42 protein-coding genes and 1 riboswitch are annotated in these 23230 nt (G+C 19.9%); of the genes, 24 read left to right on the top strand and 18 right to left on the bottom strand.

Annotation, left to right across the window (positions count from 1 at the left end):
* Positions 1–63 precede the first annotated feature (63 nt).
* Positions 64–1110, bottom strand: a complete 1047-nt coding sequence (locus AAHM89_RS06150) for an energy-coupled thiamine transporter ThiT (RefSeq protein ID WP_338979393.1) — start codon at positions 1108–1110, stop codon at positions 64–66.
* 61 nt (positions 1111–1171) lie between these two features.
* Positions 1172–1259: riboswitch (TPP riboswitch) on the bottom strand.
* A gap of 202 nt (positions 1260–1461) precedes the next feature.
* Between AAHM89_RS06150 and AAHM89_RS06145 the strand changes: the two genes are divergently transcribed.
* Positions 1462–1722 carry a hypothetical protein gene (locus tag AAHM89_RS06145; RefSeq protein ID WP_342267254.1) on the top strand — a complete coding sequence of 87 codons (261 nt, stop codon included), beginning with the start codon at positions 1462–1464 and terminating at the stop codon, positions 1720–1722.
* A gap of 187 nt (positions 1723–1909) precedes the next feature.
* Here AAHM89_RS06145 and AAHM89_RS06140 read toward each other — a convergent pair whose 3' ends face one another.
* Together AAHM89_RS06140 and AAHM89_RS06135 are read right to left on the bottom strand one after the other, a co-directional pair.
* A complete protein-coding gene (locus tag AAHM89_RS06140) occupies positions 1910–2317 on the bottom strand; it encodes a transposase family protein (protein ID WP_339045908.1) in 408 nt (135 codons plus the stop codon).
* Positions 2318–2340: 23 nt separating this feature from the next.
* Complete coding sequence (locus AAHM89_RS06135; RefSeq protein ID WP_339045912.1) at positions 2341–2763, bottom strand: transposase family protein; 423 nt, start codon at positions 2761–2763, stop codon at positions 2341–2343.
* 195 nt (positions 2764–2958) lie between these two features.
* On the opposite strand from AAHM89_RS06135, the gene AAHM89_RS06130 reads away from it, so the two are divergent.
* The 3 genes from AAHM89_RS06130 (at position 2959) to AAHM89_RS06120 (ending at position 5906) form a co-directional block, all read left to right on the top strand.
* Positions 2959–3309, top strand: a complete 351-nt coding sequence (locus tag AAHM89_RS06130; RefSeq protein WP_342267253.1) for a hypothetical protein — start codon at positions 2959–2961, stop codon at positions 3307–3309.
* Positions 3310–3652: 343 nt separating this feature from the next.
* Positions 3653–5176: a hypothetical protein gene (locus tag AAHM89_RS06125; RefSeq protein WP_342267252.1), complete on the top strand. Its 1524-nt coding sequence runs from the start codon at positions 3653–3655 to the stop codon at positions 5174–5176.
* Positions 5177–5180: 4 nt separating this feature from the next.
* Entirely contained in the window at positions 5181–5906 is a 726-nt protein-coding gene (locus AAHM89_RS06120; protein ID WP_342267251.1) for a hypothetical protein, read from the top strand.
* A 27-nt stretch (positions 5907–5933) separates the two neighbouring features.
* Here the strand turns inward: AAHM89_RS06120 and AAHM89_RS06115 are convergent, their stop codons facing one another.
* The 3 genes from AAHM89_RS06115 to AAHM89_RS06105 form a co-directional block, all read right to left on the bottom strand.
* Entirely contained in the window at positions 5934–6911 is a 978-nt protein-coding gene (locus tag AAHM89_RS06115; RefSeq protein ID WP_342265776.1) for an IS3 family transposase, read from the bottom strand.
* Positions 6912–7170: 259 nt separating this feature from the next.
* On the bottom strand, positions 7171–7578 hold the full coding sequence (locus AAHM89_RS06110) for a transposase family protein (protein WP_339045908.1): 408 nt from the start codon (positions 7576–7578) through the stop codon (positions 7171–7173).
* Positions 7579–7601: 23 nt separating this feature from the next.
* Positions 7602–8024: a transposase family protein gene (locus AAHM89_RS06105; protein WP_339045912.1), complete on the bottom strand. Its 423-nt coding sequence runs from the start codon at positions 8022–8024 to the stop codon at positions 7602–7604.
* Positions 8025–8292: 268 nt separating this feature from the next.
* Between AAHM89_RS06105 and AAHM89_RS06100 the strand changes: the two genes are divergently transcribed.
* From AAHM89_RS06100 to AAHM89_RS06075, 6 genes are all read left to right on the top strand, one after another.
* Positions 8293–8772, top strand: coding sequence for a hypothetical protein (locus AAHM89_RS06100; protein WP_342267250.1), 480 nt, complete (start codon positions 8293–8295; stop codon positions 8770–8772).
* Positions 8773–8783: 11 nt separating this feature from the next.
* Entirely contained in the window at positions 8784–10145 is a 1362-nt protein-coding gene (locus AAHM89_RS06095) for a hypothetical protein (protein ID WP_342267249.1), read from the top strand.
* Positions 10075–10812 (top strand): hypothetical protein, encoded by a 738-nt coding sequence (locus AAHM89_RS06090; RefSeq protein ID WP_342267248.1) that lies wholly within the window; start codon positions 10075–10077, stop codon positions 10810–10812. Before AAHM89_RS06095 ends, AAHM89_RS06090 begins: the two co-directional genes overlap by 71 nt.
* Positions 10813–10914: 102 nt before the next feature.
* Positions 10915–11337, top strand: a complete 423-nt coding sequence (locus tag AAHM89_RS06085; protein ID WP_339045912.1) for a transposase family protein — start codon at positions 10915–10917, stop codon at positions 11335–11337.
* Between the two features lie 23 nt (positions 11338–11360).
* Positions 11361–11768, top strand: a complete 408-nt coding sequence (locus AAHM89_RS06080) for a transposase family protein (protein ID WP_339045908.1) — start codon at positions 11361–11363, stop codon at positions 11766–11768.
* A gap of 222 nt (positions 11769–11990) precedes the next feature.
* Positions 11991–13130, top strand: coding sequence for a hypothetical protein (locus AAHM89_RS06075; protein ID WP_342267247.1), 1140 nt, complete (start codon positions 11991–11993; stop codon positions 13128–13130).
* Positions 13131–13157: 27 nt separating this feature from the next.
* Here AAHM89_RS06075 and AAHM89_RS06070 read toward each other — a convergent pair whose 3' ends face one another.
* On the bottom strand, positions 13158–14135 hold the full coding sequence (locus AAHM89_RS06070) for an IS3 family transposase (protein WP_342265776.1): 978 nt from the start codon (positions 14133–14135) through the stop codon (positions 13158–13160).
* 111 nt (positions 14136–14246) lie between these two features.
* Between AAHM89_RS06070 and AAHM89_RS06065 the strand changes: the two genes are divergently transcribed.
* Together AAHM89_RS06065 and AAHM89_RS06060 are read left to right on the top strand one after the other, a co-directional pair.
* Positions 14247–15305, top strand: coding sequence for a hypothetical protein (locus AAHM89_RS06065; RefSeq protein ID WP_342267246.1), 1059 nt, complete (start codon positions 14247–14249; stop codon positions 15303–15305).
* On the top strand, positions 15290–15598 hold the full coding sequence (locus tag AAHM89_RS06060; RefSeq protein WP_342267245.1) for a hypothetical protein: 309 nt from the start codon (positions 15290–15292) through the stop codon (positions 15596–15598). The genes AAHM89_RS06065 and AAHM89_RS06060 overlap by 16 nt, the downstream gene beginning before the upstream one ends.
* A gap of 115 nt (positions 15599–15713) precedes the next feature.
* On the opposite strand, the gene AAHM89_RS06055 is transcribed toward AAHM89_RS06060, so the two are convergent.
* The 11 genes from AAHM89_RS06055 to AAHM89_RS06005 form a co-directional block, all read right to left on the bottom strand.
* Positions 15714–16250 carry a hypothetical protein gene (locus AAHM89_RS06055; RefSeq protein WP_342218035.1) on the bottom strand — a complete coding sequence of 179 codons (537 nt, stop codon included), beginning with the start codon at positions 16248–16250 and terminating at the stop codon, positions 15714–15716.
* On the bottom strand, positions 16240–16578 hold the full coding sequence (locus AAHM89_RS06050) for a hypothetical protein (RefSeq protein WP_342218045.1): 339 nt from the start codon (positions 16576–16578) through the stop codon (positions 16240–16242). Before AAHM89_RS06050 ends, AAHM89_RS06055 begins: the two co-directional genes overlap by 11 nt.
* A 141-nt stretch (positions 16579–16719) precedes the next feature.
* A complete protein-coding gene (locus tag AAHM89_RS06045) occupies positions 16720–16881 on the bottom strand; it encodes a hypothetical protein (RefSeq protein ID WP_342267244.1) in 162 nt (53 codons plus the stop codon).
* A gap of 3 nt (positions 16882–16884) precedes the next feature.
* On the bottom strand, positions 16885–17079 hold the full coding sequence (locus AAHM89_RS06040; RefSeq protein WP_174480665.1) for a hypothetical protein: 195 nt from the start codon (positions 17077–17079) through the stop codon (positions 16885–16887).
* A 213-nt stretch (positions 17080–17292) separates the two neighbouring features.
* Positions 17293–17589 carry a transposase family protein gene (locus tag AAHM89_RS06035; RefSeq protein WP_342267243.1) on the bottom strand — a complete coding sequence of 99 codons (297 nt, stop codon included), beginning with the start codon at positions 17587–17589 and terminating at the stop codon, positions 17293–17295.
* Positions 17522–17701 carry a hypothetical protein gene (locus AAHM89_RS06030; protein ID WP_342267242.1) on the bottom strand — a complete coding sequence of 60 codons (180 nt, stop codon included), beginning with the start codon at positions 17699–17701 and terminating at the stop codon, positions 17522–17524. The genes AAHM89_RS06035 and AAHM89_RS06030 overlap by 68 nt, the downstream gene beginning before the upstream one ends.
* 7 nt (positions 17702–17708) lie before the next feature.
* Positions 17709–17939 carry a hypothetical protein gene (locus tag AAHM89_RS06025; RefSeq protein WP_342266141.1) on the bottom strand — a complete coding sequence of 77 codons (231 nt, stop codon included), beginning with the start codon at positions 17937–17939 and terminating at the stop codon, positions 17709–17711.
* 66 nt (positions 17940–18005) lie between these two features.
* Complete coding sequence (locus AAHM89_RS06020; protein WP_342266386.1) at positions 18006–18146, bottom strand: hypothetical protein; 141 nt, start codon at positions 18144–18146, stop codon at positions 18006–18008.
* An 87-nt stretch (positions 18147–18233) separates the two neighbouring features.
* Positions 18234–18440, bottom strand: coding sequence for a hypothetical protein (locus AAHM89_RS06015; protein ID WP_342267241.1), 207 nt, complete (start codon positions 18438–18440; stop codon positions 18234–18236).
* Complete coding sequence (locus AAHM89_RS06010) at positions 18440–18601, bottom strand: hypothetical protein (RefSeq protein WP_342266041.1); 162 nt, start codon at positions 18599–18601, stop codon at positions 18440–18442. Before AAHM89_RS06010 ends, AAHM89_RS06015 begins: the two co-directional genes overlap by 1 nt.
* On the bottom strand, positions 18601–18828 hold the full coding sequence (locus tag AAHM89_RS06005) for a hypothetical protein (protein WP_342267240.1): 228 nt from the start codon (positions 18826–18828) through the stop codon (positions 18601–18603). Before AAHM89_RS06005 ends, AAHM89_RS06010 begins: the two co-directional genes overlap by 1 nt.
* Positions 18829–19434: 606 nt before the next feature.
* On the opposite strand from AAHM89_RS06005, the gene AAHM89_RS06000 reads away from it, so the two are divergent.
* The 12 genes from AAHM89_RS06000 (at position 19435) to AAHM89_RS05945 (ending at position 23229) form a co-directional block, all read left to right on the top strand.
* Positions 19435–19926 (top strand): hypothetical protein, encoded by a 492-nt coding sequence (locus tag AAHM89_RS06000; protein ID WP_342265952.1) that lies wholly within the window; start codon positions 19435–19437, stop codon positions 19924–19926.
* 134 nt (positions 19927–20060) lie between these two features.
* The gene (locus tag AAHM89_RS05995) at positions 20061–20219 is read left to right on the top strand and encodes a hypothetical protein (protein ID WP_342265953.1); all 159 of its coding nucleotides are present in this window, start codon (positions 20061–20063) and stop codon (positions 20217–20219) included.
* Positions 20209–20391, top strand: coding sequence for a hypothetical protein (locus AAHM89_RS05990; RefSeq protein ID WP_342265954.1), 183 nt, complete (start codon positions 20209–20211; stop codon positions 20389–20391). Before AAHM89_RS05995 ends, AAHM89_RS05990 begins: the two co-directional genes overlap by 11 nt.
* A gap of 2 nt (positions 20392–20393) precedes the next feature.
* Positions 20394–20603 carry a hypothetical protein gene (locus AAHM89_RS05985; protein WP_342265955.1) on the top strand — a complete coding sequence of 70 codons (210 nt, stop codon included), beginning with the start codon at positions 20394–20396 and terminating at the stop codon, positions 20601–20603.
* A gap of 15 nt (positions 20604–20618) precedes the next feature.
* Entirely contained in the window at positions 20619–20798 is a 180-nt protein-coding gene (locus AAHM89_RS05980; protein ID WP_342265956.1) for a hypothetical protein, read from the top strand.
* The gene (locus AAHM89_RS05975) at positions 20798–21568 is read left to right on the top strand and encodes an ERF family protein (protein ID WP_342265957.1); all 771 of its coding nucleotides are present in this window, start codon (positions 20798–20800) and stop codon (positions 21566–21568) included. The genes AAHM89_RS05980 and AAHM89_RS05975 overlap by 1 nt, the downstream gene beginning before the upstream one ends.
* Positions 21569–21672: 104 nt before the next feature.
* On the top strand, positions 21673–21840 hold the full coding sequence (locus AAHM89_RS05970) for a hypothetical protein (RefSeq protein ID WP_342265958.1): 168 nt from the start codon (positions 21673–21675) through the stop codon (positions 21838–21840).
* Positions 21833–22111: a hypothetical protein gene (locus tag AAHM89_RS05965; RefSeq protein ID WP_342265959.1), complete on the top strand. Its 279-nt coding sequence runs from the start codon at positions 21833–21835 to the stop codon at positions 22109–22111. Before AAHM89_RS05970 ends, AAHM89_RS05965 begins: the two co-directional genes overlap by 8 nt.
* A 2-nt stretch (positions 22112–22113) precedes the next feature.
* Positions 22114–22716 carry a hypothetical protein gene (locus tag AAHM89_RS05960; RefSeq protein ID WP_342265960.1) on the top strand — a complete coding sequence of 201 codons (603 nt, stop codon included), beginning with the start codon at positions 22114–22116 and terminating at the stop codon, positions 22714–22716.
* Positions 22716–22877, top strand: coding sequence for a hypothetical protein (locus tag AAHM89_RS05955; RefSeq protein ID WP_342266041.1), 162 nt, complete (start codon positions 22716–22718; stop codon positions 22875–22877). Before AAHM89_RS05960 ends, AAHM89_RS05955 begins: the two co-directional genes overlap by 1 nt.
* Positions 22877–23047 (top strand): hypothetical protein, encoded by a 171-nt coding sequence (locus AAHM89_RS05950; protein ID WP_342265961.1) that lies wholly within the window; start codon positions 22877–22879, stop codon positions 23045–23047. The genes AAHM89_RS05955 and AAHM89_RS05950 overlap by 1 nt, the downstream gene beginning before the upstream one ends.
* Complete coding sequence (locus AAHM89_RS05945) at positions 23047–23229, top strand: hypothetical protein (protein ID WP_339047164.1); 183 nt, start codon at positions 23047–23049, stop codon at positions 23227–23229. Before AAHM89_RS05950 ends, AAHM89_RS05945 begins: the two co-directional genes overlap by 1 nt.
* Position 23230 lies beyond the last annotated feature (1 nt).

Genomic DNA, 23230 nt, shown 5'->3' with positions numbered 1-23230 from the left:
CCTTTCTATCAATTAATATTATAACGCTATTTAAAAAAAGAAATAGTAATTGGAATTACTATTCTAACGATATCTTTCTACATAGTGACTAACTAAACCACGATAAATAAAAGGTATTGTTAATTGCATAATTGGATAAGTAAACAAAAAAATATGAATAAAATTGTAAACTAATGAGTAAAAAAGAGGATTAAATCCTGATCAAATATTTTTACTTCCATCAGCATTAGTAATTTGTGATCAAATAAAATATCCTGCTATTGTTTGTCAAAAATAAATAATTAAACAAACTAAAAAACAATGTAAAAAATAATTAATATAAGTAAAAATTGATTTATCAGATTTTAAATTAAAACGTAATAATGAAATAATAGCGGGTGTTGTCATTGGCAAAAAATAATCTAATAAATAACTTCAAGCACTAATAACATAACCACCACTAATAAATAATAATGACATTAAAGCACTAATCATACCCGTTAATCATCCACCTGCAAAGCCAATAATATAACTAATAACCATTAAAGGTATATATTTAATAGCAATACCGCCGCCGTATGGCATTTTTGGTAATAAATTTTGTTCAATAAAAGCACAAGCAATAGTTACACCAGTAAATAAACCAATAATTGTATAATCAATAACTAATCATCGTTTAATACCAAATGCAAATTTAAAATTAGTTCATCATCTTGTTTTTAAAATGGCAAAAGTTTCTTCTTTTTGTCATTGATAATGTTTAATTAAATTAAAAATTAATGCAATGGGATTGATACTAAAAATTGATAGTAATGTAACAATAACAATATTTTTATGAATATCTTCTATTTTAACTGTTCATGTAATAACAGATAATAAAATTGATGAAATTAATAATAAACAAAGAATTAATATTAAATAAATTTTACTGCTATAAAATTGTCAACCAGTAATAGTAGTAACTTTAAAAAAGTGATTAATACTACTAGCAGGTAAAATACTAATAATAACTGTTAATGTTAGAAGAGTAATTAAACTAAAAATGGCTGATGCTTTAATTAACATTCCTACCTCCAGTTTGCTTTTAACTTTATTATAATTGATAGTTGTTAATAGTTGTTCTTTAAACATAATAAAATGATAACTCCTTTAATTTATCTTACATAACAAAAAAGAAGTTATCATTTTTTAAAATATAAAAAATAAAGTCTCCCTCCGCTAGTACTAACTAGATCAGGTTATAGGGTATTTCTCAGGCAATGCCACCCCTGCTTTATATAATATATGCAAATTAATCCATATTTACTACTATTATAACATTCAAAATATTTTTTTAAATATAAAATATAATTTTTTACGATTTTTAGTTTAAATTAAATTTTGCTCTATTTTTATTTGAAATTTATTTGAAAAAAAATAAAATATATTCACTTCTTAAAAATAAGAAGTTATTGGGAAAAAATAAAAAGGAGTTTTTAAAATATGAAAAAGATATCAACACTAATTGCAACAACAATTTTAGCAACAGCAAGTACAAACAGTTTAAATACCTTATTTATCAATAACACAAATAATAAAATTAAAACAAGGATTAAAAATGAAAATAATAATTGAAAAATAAATGAAATTAAGTCTTTAACAACTGATAGAAATAGAAATATTTATGCACTTGCTAATAATACTGTTTATAAATGTTTAACAGAACAAACAGAGTTCAAACAAATGATAGGACATATTCCGTAATTAAATTTAATTAATTGTCAATAAAATTGTTTTAAAACTATTTAGTGTTATTGAATATAGAAATAAATATTTTTTGAAAAAATAGTTTAAAAAATGAGTTTACATTTTAAACAAAAAATTGTTAATAATATTTTTATATTAACTCGATAAAAATTTAAATTTTAAAAAAATATTTTTAATATTTTTTTTATTTTAATGGTTTTATTTTATTAAAAATTTCACAAAGTAAGTTAAATCTTAAGTACATAAGTCTAAATTTAGATTTTCTACATTTATTTACTAAAATTTTGAATCTTTTCAATCAAGCAAAGACATGTTCAACTTTAATTCTAATTTTAGATACAATCTTATTGTATTTTCTTTCTTGTTTAGTTAATTTTTTATTTTTAGTTCTTTTAATTGGTATTATTGTATTTTTATAAATATTTTGTATACCTTGATATCCTAAATCACCAATAATTATTGTTTTTTCTGAAAATTCAAGATTTGAATTTTTTAATATTTGAAAATCATGCACTTTACCATTATCAGCAAAAATATCAACAATTTTTTTATTAAAAAAATCATATACAATTTGAAATTTTATAGAATACATTCAACTTTTACCAGAAAAATATTCTAACTGTAGTTTTTTTTAGTTGGTCTTTCAATTTCAATCTCAGTTGAATCAATTAAATAAAATTGAAATTCATTTGAATTTTCTTGTTTTTTATCAATTTTTAATTTATATCTTTCTTTTAAAAATTGGTAATCTTTGTGGTTACTAAGTTTATTTTCTACTCAAGTAATATTTCGAAAACAACTTGATGGGCTCATTTTAGATTTAATACTCATTTGAAAAAAAGTATAATATTCTTTTCAGTATAATAAAGTCATCATTAATCTTTCTTCTACTGAAAGTTTATTTTTTCGACCTTTATTTTTTTCTAATTTTTCTATTTCAATTAATTTTTCTAACATTTCATTAAAATGAAAACGTTTTATACCAAAATATCTGTAAAATTCTTCATTTTTTAATTTTTTTAAATTTTCAAAAATCATTTTTATCAACACTTTTCTAAATTTATTGTTAATAACAAAATTATAAAATAAATTTTAAAATTATTAATTGACTTTTAAAAAATTTAATTACGGAATATGTCTTTAATATATCAATATAAAGAAATTAGAAAACATAAAAAAGAATGTCAATTATGTAAACAACATTCAAATAAAATACAATTGGAGGAATAAAAAATGAATTTATCAAAAGAATTAATAACAGCAGTTTTAAGTGGAGCAATAACTACTGGAATTATAGTTACTATTGTTTTACTTTTCTTATCAAAATTTATTAAAAAATCAAAACAAAATAAAATTTCAAAAGAATTAAAAAGAGATAAAGAAATTCAATTTATTATTGAAAATATTAAACAAATAAATTCTCAATTACAATTAGAAACTACATCAGTTGCTAAATTACTTGATAGTTTTAATAATGATAATGAAAAAGAAGAAGTATTTAAAAAAACTATTATTAGTCAAAGAGCAAAACGTAAAGAATTATCAGAAAAAGATAAGAAAAAAGCAACTAAAGTTGGAATTTAAAGGGTTTAAATACCCTTTATTTTACATTAAGGAGTAAATTATTATGGCTATTAAAGAACCATTAATGTTTATAACAATTGAAGAATTTAAAAATTAAAAAGGTTTTAATAAATTAGAATTTGATGATACTACAACACCAGATAATGAAATTTGATTTGCTATTTCAGTTGCAAATAATAATATTGATTATTTAAGTGGACATTCTATTTCAAAAAAATGACCAGAAACTACATTAACAGAATTTACTGATGAAATACAAACTGCAACTGCATATTATGTTAGATTTTTATTAACAAAAGATAGTAATTATATTCGTGGTCAATCAAGTATTAGTCAAGGTGGTATGACTTATAGTGAAAATAATCCTAATGAACCTTATTATATTGTTCCAGAAGTATTTAATTGTTTAAGAAAAATTAAAGAATATCCAAATATTACTGGTTTTAATTTAGATGTTTTACCTAAAAGGAATGATTTTTTTAGTAATTTTTATAGTAATTATGGTGAAGATAGTCCTTTTACAAGATATTTAGAATTAATAAATTTAAAAACAAATGATACAAGAGTAAAAATATATCCTAAAAATCCTAAACATTTAATTGGAACTCAATTATGAATTGATACTACTGGTATTAAATCATTTGATAATTTAACAACAATTGAATTATTTACTAAATATTTTAGTAATGATACTATGAAATTAGTTGATGGTAAAGAAGGTCAAGAAAAGAAAGTTATTAGTGGAAATAGTGGTAATTCATTATGAGAAGTTGATAAAGATAATATTAATTTTGTTAAATTAAAAGATGATAAAGGTATTATTGCTAATAATAAAAGAATTATTGATGTTGGAACACCTACTTTTGAAACTGATGCAACTAACAAAGAATATGTTGATAATAAAATACCAGATTTAACTAATTATTATAAAAAATCTGTTTTTATGAAAGGATATTTTACATATAAAGATGATAGAGACCAATTATGAATAAATGATAGTTCAAATAGTTCTCTTGCTATCTCATTATTGCTTAATAATACTTATGGAAGATTAGAAACTAATAATAAAAATATTGTTGGTGCTATTAATGAAATAAATAAAAAACAAGTTAAAGAAAATTGAAAAGTAATAGGTAAAAGTATAAATAATCGTAAATATGGTGATTTTAATCTTGCTTTTAATACTCTTTATAGAGTAATTATTACATGGGAATCTCCACCATTTCATCAAGTAAATACAAGAATAACAGTAGAATTTAAAACAGGTAATTATTTAGGTGGAAATCATGGAATTAAAATATTTCTTACAAAAGGTTTAATTAATAATGAAGAAGGTATTTTATATTTACAATTATTAGATATTAATAAATGACAATTAATTTTAGAAGGTGGAAATGAAAAATATGCAAATATTTTTTCATTAGAAGAATTAAAAAATACAGTTAAAGTAGATATTATTCAACCTATAAAAATTACAAGTCATACTTTAAAAATAAATGAATTAAAAAATAATGAGATTAATATTGAATTACCAAATACTCCAACACCAAGTCCAAATATTCCACAATGAAAAGAAGTAGGAATTATTTCCGGTAAAAATCAATTTATTACTTATGATTTTAAACCTAATAAAGAGTATAGACTATCATTTACTTGACTTCCTCATGATATTAATAATTCAGTTATTCAATTTTTAAATTTTTATATTTTAAAAGAAAAAACTCCTTTTTCAGTTTTACAAACTTTTTATCAAGAAAAAAATGCTGACTTAAAATTATGTATAAGCAATAATTTAATAGCGGTTTTAAACTATAATAATGAAAAAATTGACAATTGTTTATATAAATTAGAAGAATTACAGGAATAATATTATGAATAAAGAATTTACTTATTTACATGAAATTAGTTATTGATTATTAAATAAAAGTGATTTTACTCATAGTGAATATAATTTAAGTGGAAGTCGTTATTCAAGTAAAACATATAGTATTGCAGAAGAATTAGCAATATTAATTGCTATTTCAATTAAAGTTAATAAATCAATTGCTATATATTGTTTTAGAAAATTAAATAAAGATATTAATGAATTAACAAAAGAAATTGATGAAGCATTAATTAATATTGGTTTTGATTATAAAGATTTTACTTTAAAATATCCAAATAAACAAGCAGATTTTCGTTTTAAAGGTAGTAAATCATTTATTAGAGTTATGGGTGTATATAGTAATAGTAATGATAGAATACCACTTAAAGGGCTTTCTAGAAGTGAAATAAAAGGTTTTGATTTAGCAATTGAATGATGTGAAGAAGCAAATGAATTTAGTCAAGCAGAATTTCAAGCAATTACTTTTACATTAGGTAATGCTAAAAAAACTATTAAAATAAGAAGTTGTAATCCAGATAATATTTATCAATATTTTATTGAATATATGAATAAACGTGTACCTTTTAATTTAGATTTAATGAAAGAAAATAATGAACAAATTAAATCAATAGAAGAAAATCAAATGTTTAAATTATTTCATTATTCAAATTGAAAATTAAATGAACATAATTTAAAACAAGATAAAATTAATGATTTGGTGGTTGGCCCTTAATTACTGGACCATTTTTGATATAAAATTCTAAATTTTAATTTGTAAAATTGGTGGTTTTAGAAATTTAGAATGTATTCTTTCATAATTATAAAACATAACATATTGATTTACATCATTTATAGCTTCATTGATGGATAAATATTGATTTGATCCTTTAGGTAGTCATTCTTGAGATAAATGAGAAAATCAGTTTTCAGATAATACATTACCACCAATATCATAAGGTTGTTTTTTGCTTAAAATTATTTGTTTATCCTCTGCTCATTTTGTGATATCCTGACAATAAAATTCGTTGGCGTTATCTGAATGTAAAATAACATTTTTTACTTGATTTCAAGAAAATTGTTTGTTGATTTTTTCAAGAGCAGGAAGAATTAAATCCTGATATGATTTATTAGGAGCAATATTATAACTAACAACATTATTTGAATAAAAATCAATAATTACAAAAAGATATAATCATCCTTCTTTAGTATTTATTTGTTTAGTGTCCATTGATCAAATTTGATTTGAAGAGGTTGTACTTTTATAATCTTTGTTTACTTTATCCATTGTAGGTATTCACTTATTTGGATTTTTTTTGTTTTTAGGATAGTTATTTTTAGTTTGTTTTAATCCTTGAATATTGTGTTCTTTCATAATTTTTCGCATTTGTTTTATTGATAATTCTATATTTAAAATGATATTTTTTTCTTGTTTTAATCACTCTTTAAAAGCTGAAAAAATTCTTAAATATCCATAAATTCTGCCTTTTCTTGTAGAATGAAATTCGATTAAAAGTTGGCATATTTTTTGATATTTATGATTGCATTTAATAATATGATTTTCTTCTTTTTTAATAGGTTTTTGTTTATTTTTTAAAAAGTAATATGTTGATCTGTTTAATTGAAGATATTGACATAGGTTTCTAATTGAATATTGATTTTTACAATCATCAATAATTTTAATTTTTTCTTTGATATTTAATTTGTTAATTACTAATGCTATTTGTTTAATTTTATCCATTAATAAAAATCCTTTCAGGTTAAAATTAGTGTTAATTATATAACACAATTGTTTTTAGGACATATTCCGTAATTAAATTTAATTAATTGTCAATAAAATTGTTTTAAAACTATTTAGTGTTATTGAATATAGAAATAAATATTTTTTGAAAAAATAGTTTAAAAAATGAGTTTACATTTTAAACAAAAAATTGTTAATAATATTTTTATATTAACTCGATAAAAATTTAAATTTTAAAAAAATATTTTTAATATTTTTTTTATTTTAATGGTTTTATTTTATTAAAAATTTCACAAAGTAAGTTAAATCTTAAGTACATAAGTCTAAATTTAGATTTTCTACATTTATTTACTAAAATTTTGAATCTTTTCAATCAAGCAAAGACATGTTCAACTTTAATTCTAATTTTAGATACAATCTTATTGTATTTTCTTTCTTGTTTAGTTAATTTTTTATTTTTAGTTCTTTTAATTGGTATTATTGTATTTTTATAAATATTTTGTATACCTTGATATCCTAAATCACCAATAATTATTGTTTTTTCTGAAAATTCAAGATTTGAATTTTTTAATATTTGAAAATCATGCACTTTACCATTATCAGCAAAAATATCAACAATTTTTTTATTAAAAAAATCATATACAATTTGAAATTTTATAGAATACATTCAACTTTTACCAGAAAAATATTCTAACTGTAGTTTTTTTTAGTTGGTCTTTCAATTTCAATCTCAGTTGAATCAATTAAATAAAATTGAAATTCATTTGAATTTTCTTGTTTTTTATCAATTTTTAATTTATATCTTTCTTTTAAAAATTGGTAATCTTTGTGGTTACTAAGTTTATTTTCTACTCAAGTAATATTTCGAAAACAACTTGATGGGCTCATTTTAGATTTAATACTCATTTGAAAAAAAGTATAATATTCTTTTCAGTATAATAAAGTCATCATTAATCTTTCTTCTACTGAAAGTTTATTTTTTCGACCTTTATTTTTTTCTAATTTTTCTATTTCAATTAATTTTTCTAACATTTCATTAAAATGAAAACGTTTTATACCAAAATATCTGTAAAATTCTTCATTTTTTAATTTTTTTAAATTTTCAAAAATCATTTTTATCAACACTTTTCTAAATTTATTGTTAATAACAAAATTATAAAATAAATTTTAAAATTATCAATTGACTTTTAAAAAATTTAATTACGGAATATGTCTTTAGAATACATTCAGGTTTTTTAAATTAATGGTCTAGTAAAAAGGGCTAAGTGGCGCTACAAGTTCACAAGCACATCCTACTGTTGCTGTTTTATGTTTTATTGGTGAAAATGAAAAAACTAGAAGAATACATCAAGAAAGTGAATTTTATCATAGTAATGCAATAATGCAATTTAAAAATACATATGAATTAGCAAATAATATTATTGATTATTATTTAGATGAAAGTATTAAATTTCAAGCAATGAAATTTGGTTTTACTTGTTATGTTGATTATGGTAGTGGTGGATTAGCAGTTATTGATATTTTTAAAAAAGAAGTAGAAAAAAGACGAATTAATTGATTACATTTTACTCCAGTAGATAAAACTACAATGTATTTAAGAGATAGAATTGATTGAGATACTATTTGTATGATTAAAGGTATATTAAGTATTAATTGAAAAAGATGTCCTAATACACATGAAGAATTATCAAAAATGCAATGATTAGCAAAATCTAAATTAGAAAATTCAAATAATGAACCACAAATGCTTGATTTATATGATAATTGTTGAGACGCAAGAATGTATGCTTCAATGCATAAAATGAAATGATTAATTAATAATATTAATAATGAATTATTAATTAATAAAAATAAATTTTAGGAGTTATAAAAATGAATAATCCATTAGAATATCTTTCTTGTAATAGAAGAGAATGATATAGTGATATTCCTATGAGAATTGCTCAAAAATCAACTAAATTATGATTAGGTAAAGGTTTATTATTTGATAGTGAAAAAGATGAAATTTTAAAATATTTTACTAATAAAATTATTAGTGATAAATGATTTGAAAAATTATATAAATTTGGAATTCAAGAAAGTTTACTTGGAAAAGTATATATAATGCCTATTATTTATAAAGATAATAGTACAAGTTTAAAAGTATTACCTAATTCATTTTCTGGTAGAGTTGCTAAATATAATGAAGAAGAACAATGTGCAGAATTCTTTTTTATAAATGAACAAGCAGATAGTGCAACTTTAACTTGAGTAATTGCTGAAAATGGAAAAATAAGATTTGAAACTTATAAAAATGATAATAAAAATGAAAAAGAAATTATTTTAGGAACAGCACATACAAAATTAAAACCTAATTTAATACCAAAATATAGTTATGAAATTAAAAATCCTTGAAATTATTTACCAATATTAGAAATAACAAATTTACCAATGGTTAATTTTTATGGTAATTCAACAACTTTAAATGCATATCCAGATACTTATCCAGTTTGAAATTTAATTGAATATTATCATAAATCTTATACTCAAAGAAATGTTGATAGAGATTTAAATGTTACAACTTTATTTGGTGCATTTGATAATGAAACTGTTAAAAATATGATTGAACATGGAAAAATTATTGATAATCCTAAAAAAAATATTGTAGTTAATGTTGGTACTGCTGGCTATAATAAATCTGGTGCTGGTGGTATGGAAGTTATACAAGGTAATTTTAAAGCAAGTAATTATATTTTAGATAAAGATGATTTAGGTAAAGATATATGAAATGGTGCAGGTTATGATTATAATGAATTTTCTGGTGTAAATTATGAAAATAAAACTAAATCATTATTTAATAATAAAAATGATATGGAAACTACAGAAACTAAAATAAGTCATTATTCATATTATTTTTATAGATTTTTTGATATGTTATTAATTCATGAAAAATTATGAGATGGTATTGGTGATAGACCTTATAGTTTTATATTTTTACCTATTGCTATGACTGACCAATTATTAAAACAAGAAATGATTAGTCAAAGATTAGCAGATAGAACAATGTCATATACACAAGCTATTGCTGAATTAGATGAAGTAACAAAACAACAAGCAAAAAAACATTATAAAGAAATAATAGAAGAAGATAAAGAAGAAATAAAATTATTAGGAGATAATCAAAATGATACATCAACAAATTCAATTAATGAAACATCTACATCTTCAATTAAAAAGACAACAATTGCTAATTAAAAGATGTAGTTATTGAAAAATATTTCCATTTGTTATTAATAATGGAGCAATTCCTTTAACTGAAACTGGTTATAAACCAATTAATAGTAAAATTAGTGATTTTGGTCAATATGAATTAATATTAACTGGTACTACTCCAGTTGTATGTATTTGAAAAAATAGTACAAAAATATATCAAAAAAATAAAGGTAAAATTAATGAAGAAACACATAAAGTTAATGGTCAAGATGAATTTTATACAAAACAATATAAAATTGGAGATTATTGAAATGCTTATTTAATTGATGATACAAGTGGTGTTGATTTTAGTAATTTACCAAATAATCAAATATTTAAAACAGTACAAACAAAAAGACAATATACTTTAGTAATGTTTGAAGAACATATTACAATTGATGATTATTTACAATTTTTTGTTGTATTTAATGATGAAAATGAAAATATTGGTGGTAATAGTGGTAAAAATCAAGATAGACAATTATTATATATTTCAAATGTAACAAATTATTATAGTCCTTATAATGGTGCATTTAGTATGCAAGTATTAACTTTTAGTAGTTTAAATGATAGAGTAGTTGCAAGTGGTCAAAATACACTTGATTTTGTACAATATGCAAGCCCCCGGGTAGTGGTTATGCTTTCCCTACTATTCAACAAGGAAAAGTAAAGACATATTCCGTAATTAAATTTTTTAAAAGTCAATTAATAATTTTAAAATTTATTTTATAATTTTGTTATTAACAATAAATTTAGAAAAGTGTTGATAAAAATGATTTTTGAAAATTTAAAAAAATTAAAAAATGAAGAATTTTACAGATATTTTGGTATAAAACGTTTTCATTTTAATGAAATGTTAGAAAAATTAATTGAAATAGAAAAATTAGAAAAAAATAAAGGTCGAAAAAATAAACTTTCAGTAGAAGAAAGATTAATGATGACTTTATTATACTGAAAAGAATATTATACTTTTTTTCAAATGAGTATTAAATCTAAAATGAGCCCATCAAGTTGTTTTCGAAATATTACTTGAGTAGAAAATAAACTTAGTAACCACAAAGATTACCAATTTTTAAAAGAAAGATATAAATTAAAAATTGATAAAAAACAAGAAAATTCAAATGAATTTCAATTTTATTTAATTGATTCAACTGAGATTGAAATTGAAAGACCAACTAAAAAAAACTACAGTTAGAATATTTTTCTGGTAAAAGTTGAATGTATTCTATAAAATTTCAAATTGTATATGATTTTTTTAATAAAAAAATTGTTGATATTTTTGCTGATAATGGTAAAGTGCATGATTTTCAAATATTAAAAAATTCAAATCTTGAATTTTCAGAAAAAACAATAATTATTGGTGATTTAGGATATCAAGGTATACAAAATATTTATAAAAATACAATAATACCAATTAAAAGAACTAAAAATAAAAAATTAACTAAACAAGAAAGAAAATACAATAAGATTGTATCTAAAATTAGAATTAAAGTTGAACATGTCTTTGCTTGATTGAAAAGATTCAAAATTTTAGTAAATAAATGTAGAAAATCTAAATTTAGACTTATGTACTTAAGATTTAACTTACTTTGTGAAATTTTTAATAAAATAAAACCATTAAAATAAAAAAAATATTAAAAATATTTTTTTAAAATTTAAATTTTTATCGAGTTAATATAAAAATATTATTAACAATTTTTTGTTTAAAATGTAAACTCATTTTTTAAACTATTTTTTCAAAAAATATTTATTTCTATATTCAATAACACTAAATAGTTTTAAAACAATTTTATTGACAATTAATTAAATTTAATTACGGAATATGTCCTAACTTTAAATCGTACTTTAATGCGTGATATAGGAGTAGGATATAGTCATAGACAAAGTTATGGATTAGAATTATTAACAAGTTATTATTATTATGGAAGACCAATAATTCAAGGTCAAGAACCAATACAACAAGAAAAAGAAGAAATATTTGAAAGTAAAGTATTTGCTTCAAGAAGATTATTTATTGTTGGTAATAATGAAAAATCTACAACTGAAGTTAAAAATAATGGTGGTTTAATTGCTGGAATAAATGATAAAATAACTACAAGTAGTCATCCAGAAACAACATTTTATAATATAATGGACGCAAAACCAACTGGATTTACTAATTTTAAAAATTTTACAGAATGATTAAAAACTTCATTAAATTTTCAAGATAATTTATTTGTAACAAAAGATTTTAAAGGTATGTTATCATTTGATAAAGATAAAGCAAGATTAAGTAATGGTACATCAATTGGTGAAGCAAAATTCTTTTGAGATAGTGAATGAAATATAAATAATTTAACTGGTAATTATAATGTAGATATGAGTAGTAATTTTAAATATAAAGACCCAGATACTGGATTAGTTATAGGAAGTCCAACTGTAGATTATAGTAAAATAACACAAAAATATATGTCATCAATATTGAATTTTAATAGTGTAGTATTTATTCCTTTAATTGGTAAATTATTAAATGCTTTAACATTAGGTATTTGAAGTAGTTGAGTTATTACTCAAAATGCTCAACAATATAAAAAAATGTTATATTTTAATGGCTTTATGTCAGCATTTTTTACAAGTAATTTAGAAAGTATTATTGGTAATGGTGGTTTAATTCCATTAAATGCATTTACAAATGATAATGATTTTACTATTGGTAAATTATTAGGTGCAAATGTTTCAACAACTGCTATGACTATGAAATTAAGTGATAGAGTAAGTGTTTATCCATGAGACCCTACTACTGGTCAGAAATTAACTACAAAAGAACAAATAAGTACAGTTGATTTATCACAAAAGAAAAATAATAAAGTTTATATTTTAGCAGAAGATACAGAGTTTTTAGATATTGCTTCACCATTTACAAATGAAGATAAAGATTGTCAATGAAATCCAACAGCAAATGGAGTTATTGATGGTTCAAATTATGCTTATATGGTGGTTGGCCCTTAATTACTGGACCATTTTTGATATAAAATTCTAAATTTTAATTTGTAAAATTGGTGGTTTTAGAAATTTAGAATGTATTCTTTCATAATTATAAAACATAACATATTGATTTACATCATTTATAGCTTCATTGATGGATAAATATTGATTTGATCCTTTAGGTAGTCATTCTTGAGATAAATGAGAAAATCAGTTTTCAGATAATACATTACCACCAATATCATAAGGTTGTTTTTTGCTTAAAATTATTTGTTTATCCTCTGCTCATTTTGTGATATCCTGACAATAAAATTCGTTGGCGTTATCTGAATGTAAAATAACATTTTTTACTTGATTTCAAGAAAATTGTTTGTTGATTTTTTCAAGAGCAGGAAGAATTAAATCCTGATATGATTTATTAGGAGCAATATTATAACTAACAACATTATTTGAATAAAAATCAATAATTACAAAAAGATATAATCATCCTTCTTTAGTATTTATTTGTTTAGTGTCCATTGATCAAATTTGATTTGAAGAGGTTGTACTTTTATAATCTTTGTTTACTTTATCCATTGTAGGTATTCACTTATTTGGATTTTTTTTGTTTTTAGGATAGTTATTTTTAGTTTGTTTTAATCCTTGAATATTGTGTTCTTTCATAATTTTTCGCATTTGTTTTATTGATAATTCTATATTTAAAATGATATTTTTTTCTTGTTTTAATCACTCTTTAAAAGCTGAAAAAATTCTTAAATATCCATAAATTCTGCCTTTTCTTGTAGAATGAAATTCGATTAAAAGTTGGCATATTTTTTGATATTTATGATTGCATTTAATAATATGATTTTCTTCTTTTTTAATAGGTTTTTGTTTATTTTTTAAAAAGTAATATGTTGATCTGTTTAATTGAAGATATTGACATAGGTTTCTAATTGAATATTGATTTTTACAATCATCAATAATTTTAATTTTTTCTTTGATATTTAATTTGTTAATTACTAATGCTATTTGTTTAATTTTATCCATTAATAAAAATCCTTTCAGGTTAAAATTAGTGTTAATTATATAACACAATTGTTTTTAGAATACATTCAGGTTTTTTAAATTAATGGTCTAGTAAAAAGGGCTAAGTGGCAAGTGGCTATTATTGATACAATTGTAACTCAATCATTACATCAAGGTGAAGAAAGACATACATTTTATAGTGATAACCCATTTACTTATCAAGGTGATTATAATGAAATATCAGTTGCTCAATTTCGTTATAATAATATGGGTTATTTAACTGGTAATGCTTTTAATTGAACAACTTTATATAAATTAAATCATGATGAATATGAAGAAAGTGAAGAAACTACATTTTCATATCCAGCAAAAATATTACCACCAAGTCCACAAAATATAGCAAAAACAATTGTTATTATTCCAGATTTAAAAATTGATATGACAACAAATGATGTATCATTAATTGATACAAGTTCGGTATCATATAAACCTAATTTTAATGTTTGACTTACTAATAATTCAAATAAATTAGATAATTATGAAGTTGATTTAAAATCATTATTAGACCCAACTTTATTAATTAACACTTTTAATGATTTAAAAAGATATTATAAATCAATAACTATTTATTACAATTATGTTATTGAAACAAAGGAAGAAATAAAAAATTCTCATGATAATAAATTAGTAGTATATTCTACAAACGAAACTTTTAGACCGGCAAAAAGTGAAAATATAAGTAAAACTATTGATTTAAAAGATTTAATATTAAGTAATAATAATCCAACAATTAATGAATATAAACAAGAATTTTTACATCCAAATGATAATAATGATGAAAATGGGTTAGCATATACTTATACTTATAGTAATAATAATTCAATGCCATATAATTTAACTGGTTATGAATTTAATCTATCAGTACATTTTGGAAATTTAGGAAGAACAGTAAATAAAAATTATGAAACAAATTCATGTATTGCGATGAGTATTATTGATAATAAAAATTTAAAATGAAATTTTTATTTACAAGCAAATTTAGGTAAAATTGAATGTATAAATGATTGAAAAAATAACTTAATATATACACACGGAAAAAGATATATCAGTAATATTAAAACTAGTATTTATAAAATAATCATGTTAATGATAAATTTTTTATGGAGTACTATTATATGAAAAATATGTTAAGAAAAATAAAATTCAAAGAAAAAAAAACATGATTAATAGTTATTAGTTTTATTTATTTAATTATATCTATTTATTATTTAGGAACATTAATCTATTGAGATAAATTTTATGATAATGTAAGTATTATTACTGATGATATGACTAAATATTTTAGTAGTGGAAGAATGTTTTTAATTAAAATGTTATCTTTGTGATTTGTAGTTTCTATTGGTTTTTTTATAGGTTGAGTAATTTTAAAAGTTACAAAAAATAAAATAAAACCTAAACAAAATAATATTTCCCCACAATCTTAAATATTAATGTATAATATAAAAATACTTACCTAAGGGGTTAGAAAAGGTAAGTTGTATATATCAATTTATTTCATTTATATTTAAACTTAGGTTGGCACCTAATTAAAAAGTTACCTTAATTGGTAACTTTTTGTTTAAAATTATAGTAGTATAATAAATTCTGATTTATATTTACTTTTTTTAATATGTCTTCAATATAATTTATTTTAATATTTTTTTTGAAAATTTCAGTAATTTTTTCTTCTTCTTTTTTCAATATTTTTTTATATTCTAAAAATTCATCATATAAATATGAAAACAATTCTTTTTGTAACTTTTTACTTTTTATAATATTAAAAATAATACTTAATTCATTATATATTTTTTTATATTTATTATTTTCTATTAAGAAAATATCATTTTTTTCTTTAATACTATTATTCATAGGAGATAAATATTTTTCAATTCATATTATCCTATTTTTTTTAATAACTAAATCTGCTAAATAGACAGATTTATCTAAATAATCAAAAACTGAATTATTATTTTTCTTTTTTTCTTTTTTTAATAATTCTAAATAATCATTGGCAATTTTAATGATAAGCCCGCTTAAATAAATATCTAAAATTTTATTTATTTTTTTAATTTTAAAAAAATTTAAATTATTTATCATTTTTTGTCTCCTCATAACTAAAATTACTTTTTATATTTTCAAATTCTTTAATTATATCTTTATTAAAATTATACTTTATATTTATTTTTTGTTCATCATATAAACTTGATTTTATATAAAATTCTAATTCCATTAATTCTTTTGCATTTATATGATTTAATTTTATTTTTTCTCTTTCTCAATTTTTAAATTCTTCTCATTCTATTTTATTTTCTTCTTTTTTTGCTTTTAATTCTATTTTTTTAATAATTATTTTAAAAATTCATCCAATTATTGGAATTAATATTGCTATTAAAGACGATATTAATGCTGTAATTCAATCTTTCATTTTAATAACCCGTTTCATAATATTTTACTTATATTTAATATTATAAATTAAAATATAAAAAAGAGAAGTTATAAATAATTAGAAACGGGTTAACTTCTCTTTATTAATTATATCATATTTTCTATATTAAATATAGATAATTTAACTAATAAATACTTTTAATGTTTGTTCATTATCTTGCAAATCATATTCAATTTTATTAATATTTTTATTACCATTTTTATGTTCTTTACTATAAATAACAATTTGTCTTTCATATTTATTTATTAATTCAAATCTAGTTACTTTTTTTATATCTTTCATTATTTACTCCTTATTTTTAAATTCATTTTTTATTTCTTTTATTTTATTTTTAAATTGTTTTTTATGAAAATAACACATATTAAAAAATTGAACAGCACTATCTTCAATATTTCCAATTTTTAAAGTAACTAATACTTTACTATTACAATCTTTAACAATACATTTAAGTAATACTTTTTCTTCTTTTTGTTTTTGCATTATTTTACTTCGGACATATTCCGTAATTAAATTTAATTAATTGTCAATAAAATTGTTTTAAAACTATTTAGTGTTATTGAATATAGAAATAAATATTTTTTGAAAAAATAGTTTAAAAAATGAGTTTACATTTTAAACAAAAAATTGTTAATAATATTTTTATATTAACTCGATAAAAATTTAAATTTTAAAAAAATATTTTTAATATTTTTTTTATTTTAATGGTTTTATTTTATTAAAAATTTCACAAAGTAAGTTAAATCTTAAGTACATAAGTCTAAATTTAGATTTTCTACATTTATTTACTAAAATTTTGAATCTTTTCAATCAAGCAAAGACATGTTCAACTTTAATTCTAATTTTAGATACAATCTTATTGTATTTTCTTTCTTGTTTAGTTAATTTTTTATTTTTAGTTCTTTTAATTGGTATTATTGTATTTTTATAAATATTTTGTATACCTTGATATCCTAAATCACCAATAATTATTGTTTTTTTCTGAAAATTCAAGATTTGAATTTTTTAATATTTGAAAATCATGCACTTTACCATTATCAGCAAAAATATCAACAATTTTTTTATTAAAAAAATCATATACAATTTGAAATTTTATAGAATACATTCAACTTTTACCAGAAAAATATTCTAACTGTAGTTTTTTTAGTTGGTCTTTCAATTTCAATCTCAGTTGAATCAATTAAATAAAATTGAAATTCATTTGAATTTTCTTGTTTTTTATCAATTTTTAATTTATATCTTTCTTTTAAAAATTGGTAATCTTTGTGGTTACTAAGTTTATTTTCTACTCAAGTAATATTTCGAAAACAACTTGATGGGCTCATTTTAGATTTAATACTCATTTGAAAAAAGTATAATATTCTTTTCAGTATAATAAAGTCATCATTAATCTTTCTTCTACTGAAAGTTTATTTTTTCGACCTTTTATTTTTTTCTAATTTTTCTATTTCAATTAATTTTTCTAACATTTCATTAAAATGAAAACGTTTTATACCAAAATATCTGTAAAATTCTTCATTTTTTAATTTTTTTAAATTTTCAAAAATCATTTTTATCAACACTTTTCTAAATTTATTGTTAATAACAAAATTATAAAATAAATTTTAAAATTATTAATTGACTTTTAAAAAATTTAATTACAGAATATGTCTTTCCTTAATTTGTTTTATGTTTCATTCAAAATCTTTTGAACAAATTTCATCACACATATTACATTTTAAATGTATAGAACATAAACAATGTAAAGATATACCAATATTACATCCTTCACATTCAGTAAATCAATCTCAATTATCACATAATGATTTTGTATAATGTAATTCTTTTATTTTTTCTTTACTCATTATTTATTCTCCTTAATTTTTATACCATTCATATTTAATTCTTTTTCTAAATGTTTTTTACAAAAATATAAGTTAAATGAAAAATTATCGTTACTATATGCTTCTAATTTCATAATTTTTCGACTTCCTACTGCTCTTTTTTCACACAGTAAACATTTCATTATTTATTCTCCTTATTTAAATAATATCAACCAATTAATAAACTATCTGCTTCATCATGATTTGATATTTTTATATTTCATTTATTTTCTTTTATTAAATATTCACACATAAATAAAGAAACATTTTTATCTCATTTATAATTTATACCATTTACAAATGTAATAGCAGAACAATATTTATCATTTTTTACATATCATTTCTTTCATTCACTTGGACTTATTAACATATTTTTTGTTAATAATTTATTAAATTGTCCAGCAATAAAACCTCTTAAATGTTCTTGTGTTTCATAACCAATACCATTTTTACTATGAAAAGGGTGGTTGGTGGTTGGCCCTTAGGACGTATTGCAACCTTAGTTAGATTTAATAAAAATATAAATGAGAGATAAAACTCTCATTTTTTAATTGTTAAATAAAAAAACTTTAAAACTCTCGTAGATAGTCTAATTGTGAGTACTAAATGTAAATACTACTACATGAGTATAAAAGAGTAATTTATTTATTTTTATTGAATTGTTATTGTATGAAATTGAAATTAAATTTGTATAGAAATGCAATAACCATAAACCCTGTTCTTTAATTATTAATAAATTATTACACATAAGGGGGGTTATATATTACATACATACCTCATCAATAATATCATAACATAAATAAATTAATTATTAAATATAATTTTTTATTTACGTATATGTGCTTCACTCATCAAGAGTGAAAGCACAATATATTACGTATACGTATTAATAAAAATATATATATATATATAAGCCTTTTATCACTGTAGGTGATAAGGCTTATACGTAAAAATACGTATTAGAAAGGAATATTATATGCCAAATATTAGTTTAGATTTAAAAACTAAAATACAAGAATCAACTAATGGTGGAATATTATTAGAAATTGGTGAATATGAAACATGATTTCCTAAACAATATACTAGTATTGACGAAAATAATAAAAAAATAGCATTAAAAATATTTGAAAATTTTGATTATAAATTAGGTAAAAATTCAATTACAGAAAATATGAAAAGTATTAAAGGTAGTGAAGTTTTAAAATATATAAAAAATATTCCAGATATTACTACAAATGAAAATGAATTAATATCTTGTGAATTTTATGAACAATATAATGGTTATTATATTTTTACAAATGATAAAAATCAAGAATGTTTTAAATATAACATTACATGAGAACAAGATATGAAAAGTTTTAAAATAAATAATCCATATAATGATAATGATTTAGCAATAAATTATATTGTTACACCAATGAAAGATATAAATACTCATAATGAAAAAATATTTTATTTAAAGTATTAAAGGAAATTAATATGTTATTAAATGTTGAAAAAATAGAATTAATAAAAAAATTATGTAATGAAAAATTACTTAAAAATAAAAAATATATTGAAATACAAGAAATATTAAAAATTATAGAAAGAGAGTAATTAATTATGTTGAATTTAAAAGAAGATAAAAGAATATATTTAAAATATGAAGAAATTGAAAAAATATTTGGTTCATGTGATATATGTAATAAAAATTCATCATTTGCAAATAGAACTTGTAATAAATGTTTTTATAAATTAATAGGTGAAAAAAATGAAATGTAATATACATAATGAAAAATATATATGATTTTCTGAATTAGAAAAAACATATTATTGTAATAAATGTATTGATGAAATGATTGAAGAAGATATGTATTTAACATCAAATAATTGAGATTACTTATATGAATATTATATTAATGAATTACAATTAGAAAATTTTAAAGGAGTGTAAATATGAATAGATTAGAATTACAAAATGCAAGAAAATTAATAGAAAAATTTGAAGAATTACAAGAAGAATTTAATAGTAAATATGAAAATAGTTTAGATGTTAGAATTGATGATGATTATGAATTAAACATTAGTAATGATTATTTTACATATGAAGATGTAAATAAATTAGAACAAGCAATTATTGATTATAAAAGAATTTTTAAAGGTTAAAGGAGATAAATAAATATGGTAGCAGCAGCACTTAAAAAACATGAAGATAAATTATTAATTAAAAATTTAAAAATTCGTCTTACTAAAAATGATCATTATGAATTAAAAACATATTGTTATGAAAGAAATATAACTATGAATGATTTTGTAAGGGATTTAATAAAAAATGCAATAAATAGAAAGAGTGATAAATAATGAATAATTTATATAAAAAAATACTTAAATTACAATTAGAAATTGGTAGTACACCTAAAAATGGTTTTAATACTCATGGTAATTATAAATATTGATTATTAAGTGATATTTTTAATAAATTAAAAGGACTATGTAGAGAACTAAATATACTTATTTTACATTCAGATAATTCAGAAAATATGAATATAAATAAAATAGAAAATATTAAAGAATTTATGGATAAAAATAATAATAAAATACAAAATGTAACAAAAGAAATAGAAGTTTCATATCAAAAAAAATATTCAATTATTGATTTAGATAATATAGAATTTAGAGAAGATTTTAATATTTTTGCTTGTGCTAAAAATACAGATATAGCAAAAGCAAAAGGTAGTGCAGAAACTTATGCTTATAGATATTTTTTAATGAATTTACTTTTATTAAGTGAAGATGAACTTGACCCAGATAATGATAATGTTAATTTAATTCAAAATAATAAACAACAAAATAATTATATTAATAATAATGTAAAAATACAAAATGAAAAATGAGAACCAAGTGAAAAACAATTAGATTATTTTGAAAAATATATGATTACAAATACAGTTTTATTTGATGAATGTATAAGAGAAGATATGGAAAGATTAAATCCAAATAATAATAAAGATTTTTTAATATTAATGGGTGAAAATTATTTAAAAACTTTATTTGATAAATTTAAAGAAATTCGTGAAAGATTTAAAAATTTAAAAAATAATAATAAAAGTGAATATAGAAATTATGAATAAATGTAAATATTGTAATAAAAGAATTTGATTAACTAATTATTGATGTATGAATTGTTTAAAAATATTAGTTATAAATTTAAATAAAAAAAAGGAGAAAAAATAATATGAATAAAGAAAAATTAATTAGTTGACTAAATATAATTTTAGATAGTGATATAGAACAATATAATAAAGAAAAAGACATATATTATTTAAATAAATTAAGAGGTTCAATTGATTTTATTAAAATTTTAATTAATAAAATAAAATGTGGAGAGTTTGATAATGAATAAAGAAAATTACTATATATTTACATATAAAGAATGTCAATTATTAGAAGAGAAATATAAATTAGATTTTCCTTATTATGTTGGTAATAAATTAAGAAGTGAATGTGATGAGTGTAAAAGTATTACTGATAATGATGTATTAGATTGAATTAATGAAGAAATGGCAAAAGTTGAAAATTTATTAAAAAAATATAAAAATAAAAAAATGTTAAAAGGTTATTATTTAGGATTAGAAAAAGCAAAATCTTATTTTGTTTGTAGAGAGGGACAATAATAATGAATAATTATTTACTTTCAATTGACCCAAGTATTAAAAATACTGGATTTACATTATGAGAAAAACAATGATATCAAAATGATATTAAATCTTATCCTACTTATTTTAGATGAAAACCAATATTAATTAAAAGTTATAGTTTTAAAAAATATAGTACTGGAGTTGAAATTAGTAAATCAGATTATATTTATAATAATAACTTTAATTATTTAATACTTAATCAAATAGAAAAAGAATTAGATTTTCAATTAGGAAGTAAAAATTCAAAATCCAACTTTAATCTAATTATAGAACGTGGTACTTTTCATAGTAAAAATGGTATTGGTTATGAAACACAAGAACATTTAAGAGGTTTTATTGCTGGTCAATTTAATAAATTAATAACAAAAGATATGTTAATAAGTCCAAGTGAATGAAAGAAATGATATAAAGAAAATTATAAAAATATAGAAATAAATTATAATAATTGAAAAAAAGAATATTCTTTAATATTAGTTAAAGATTTAATTACTTTTAATAATTGAAATATAACAATATCAAATCATGATGAAGCAGATAGTTTATTAATTGGTTGATATTATTTAAATAAGGAGAATAAATAATGAAATGTTTACTGTGTGAAAAAAGAGCAGTAGGAAGTCGAAAAATTATGAAATTAGAAGCATATAGTAACGATAATTTTTCATTTAACTTATATTTTTGTAAAAAACATTTAGAAAAAGAATTAAATATGAATGGTATAAAAATTAAGGAGAATAAATAATGTTTATGAATTTTAAATTAAAAAAAATAACAAAAATTAATAAATTATTAGATGAAAGAGCTTCTTTTTTACATATGTATTTACTTTATAGTAATGAACAAATAAAAAAAGATGTAACTATTATTTATTTAAATAATTATTTAAATAAATTAAATAAGGAAGTAAAATAATGCAAAAACAAAAACAAGAAAAAGTATTACTTAAATGTATTGTTAAAGATTGTAATAGTAAAGTATTAGTTACTTTAAAAATTGGAAATATAGAAGATAGTGCTGTTCAATTTTTTAATATGTGTTATTTTCATAAAAAACAATTTAAAAATAAAATAAAAGAAATTAAAAATAAGGAGTAAA

The organism is Spiroplasma endosymbiont of Villa modesta (assembly GCF_964030925.1).
Taxonomy (GTDB): Bacteria; Bacillota_I; Bacilli_A; order Mycoplasmatales; family VBWQ01; genus Spiroplasma_E.
This window is presented reverse-complemented; position numbering and strand designations above follow the sequence as displayed.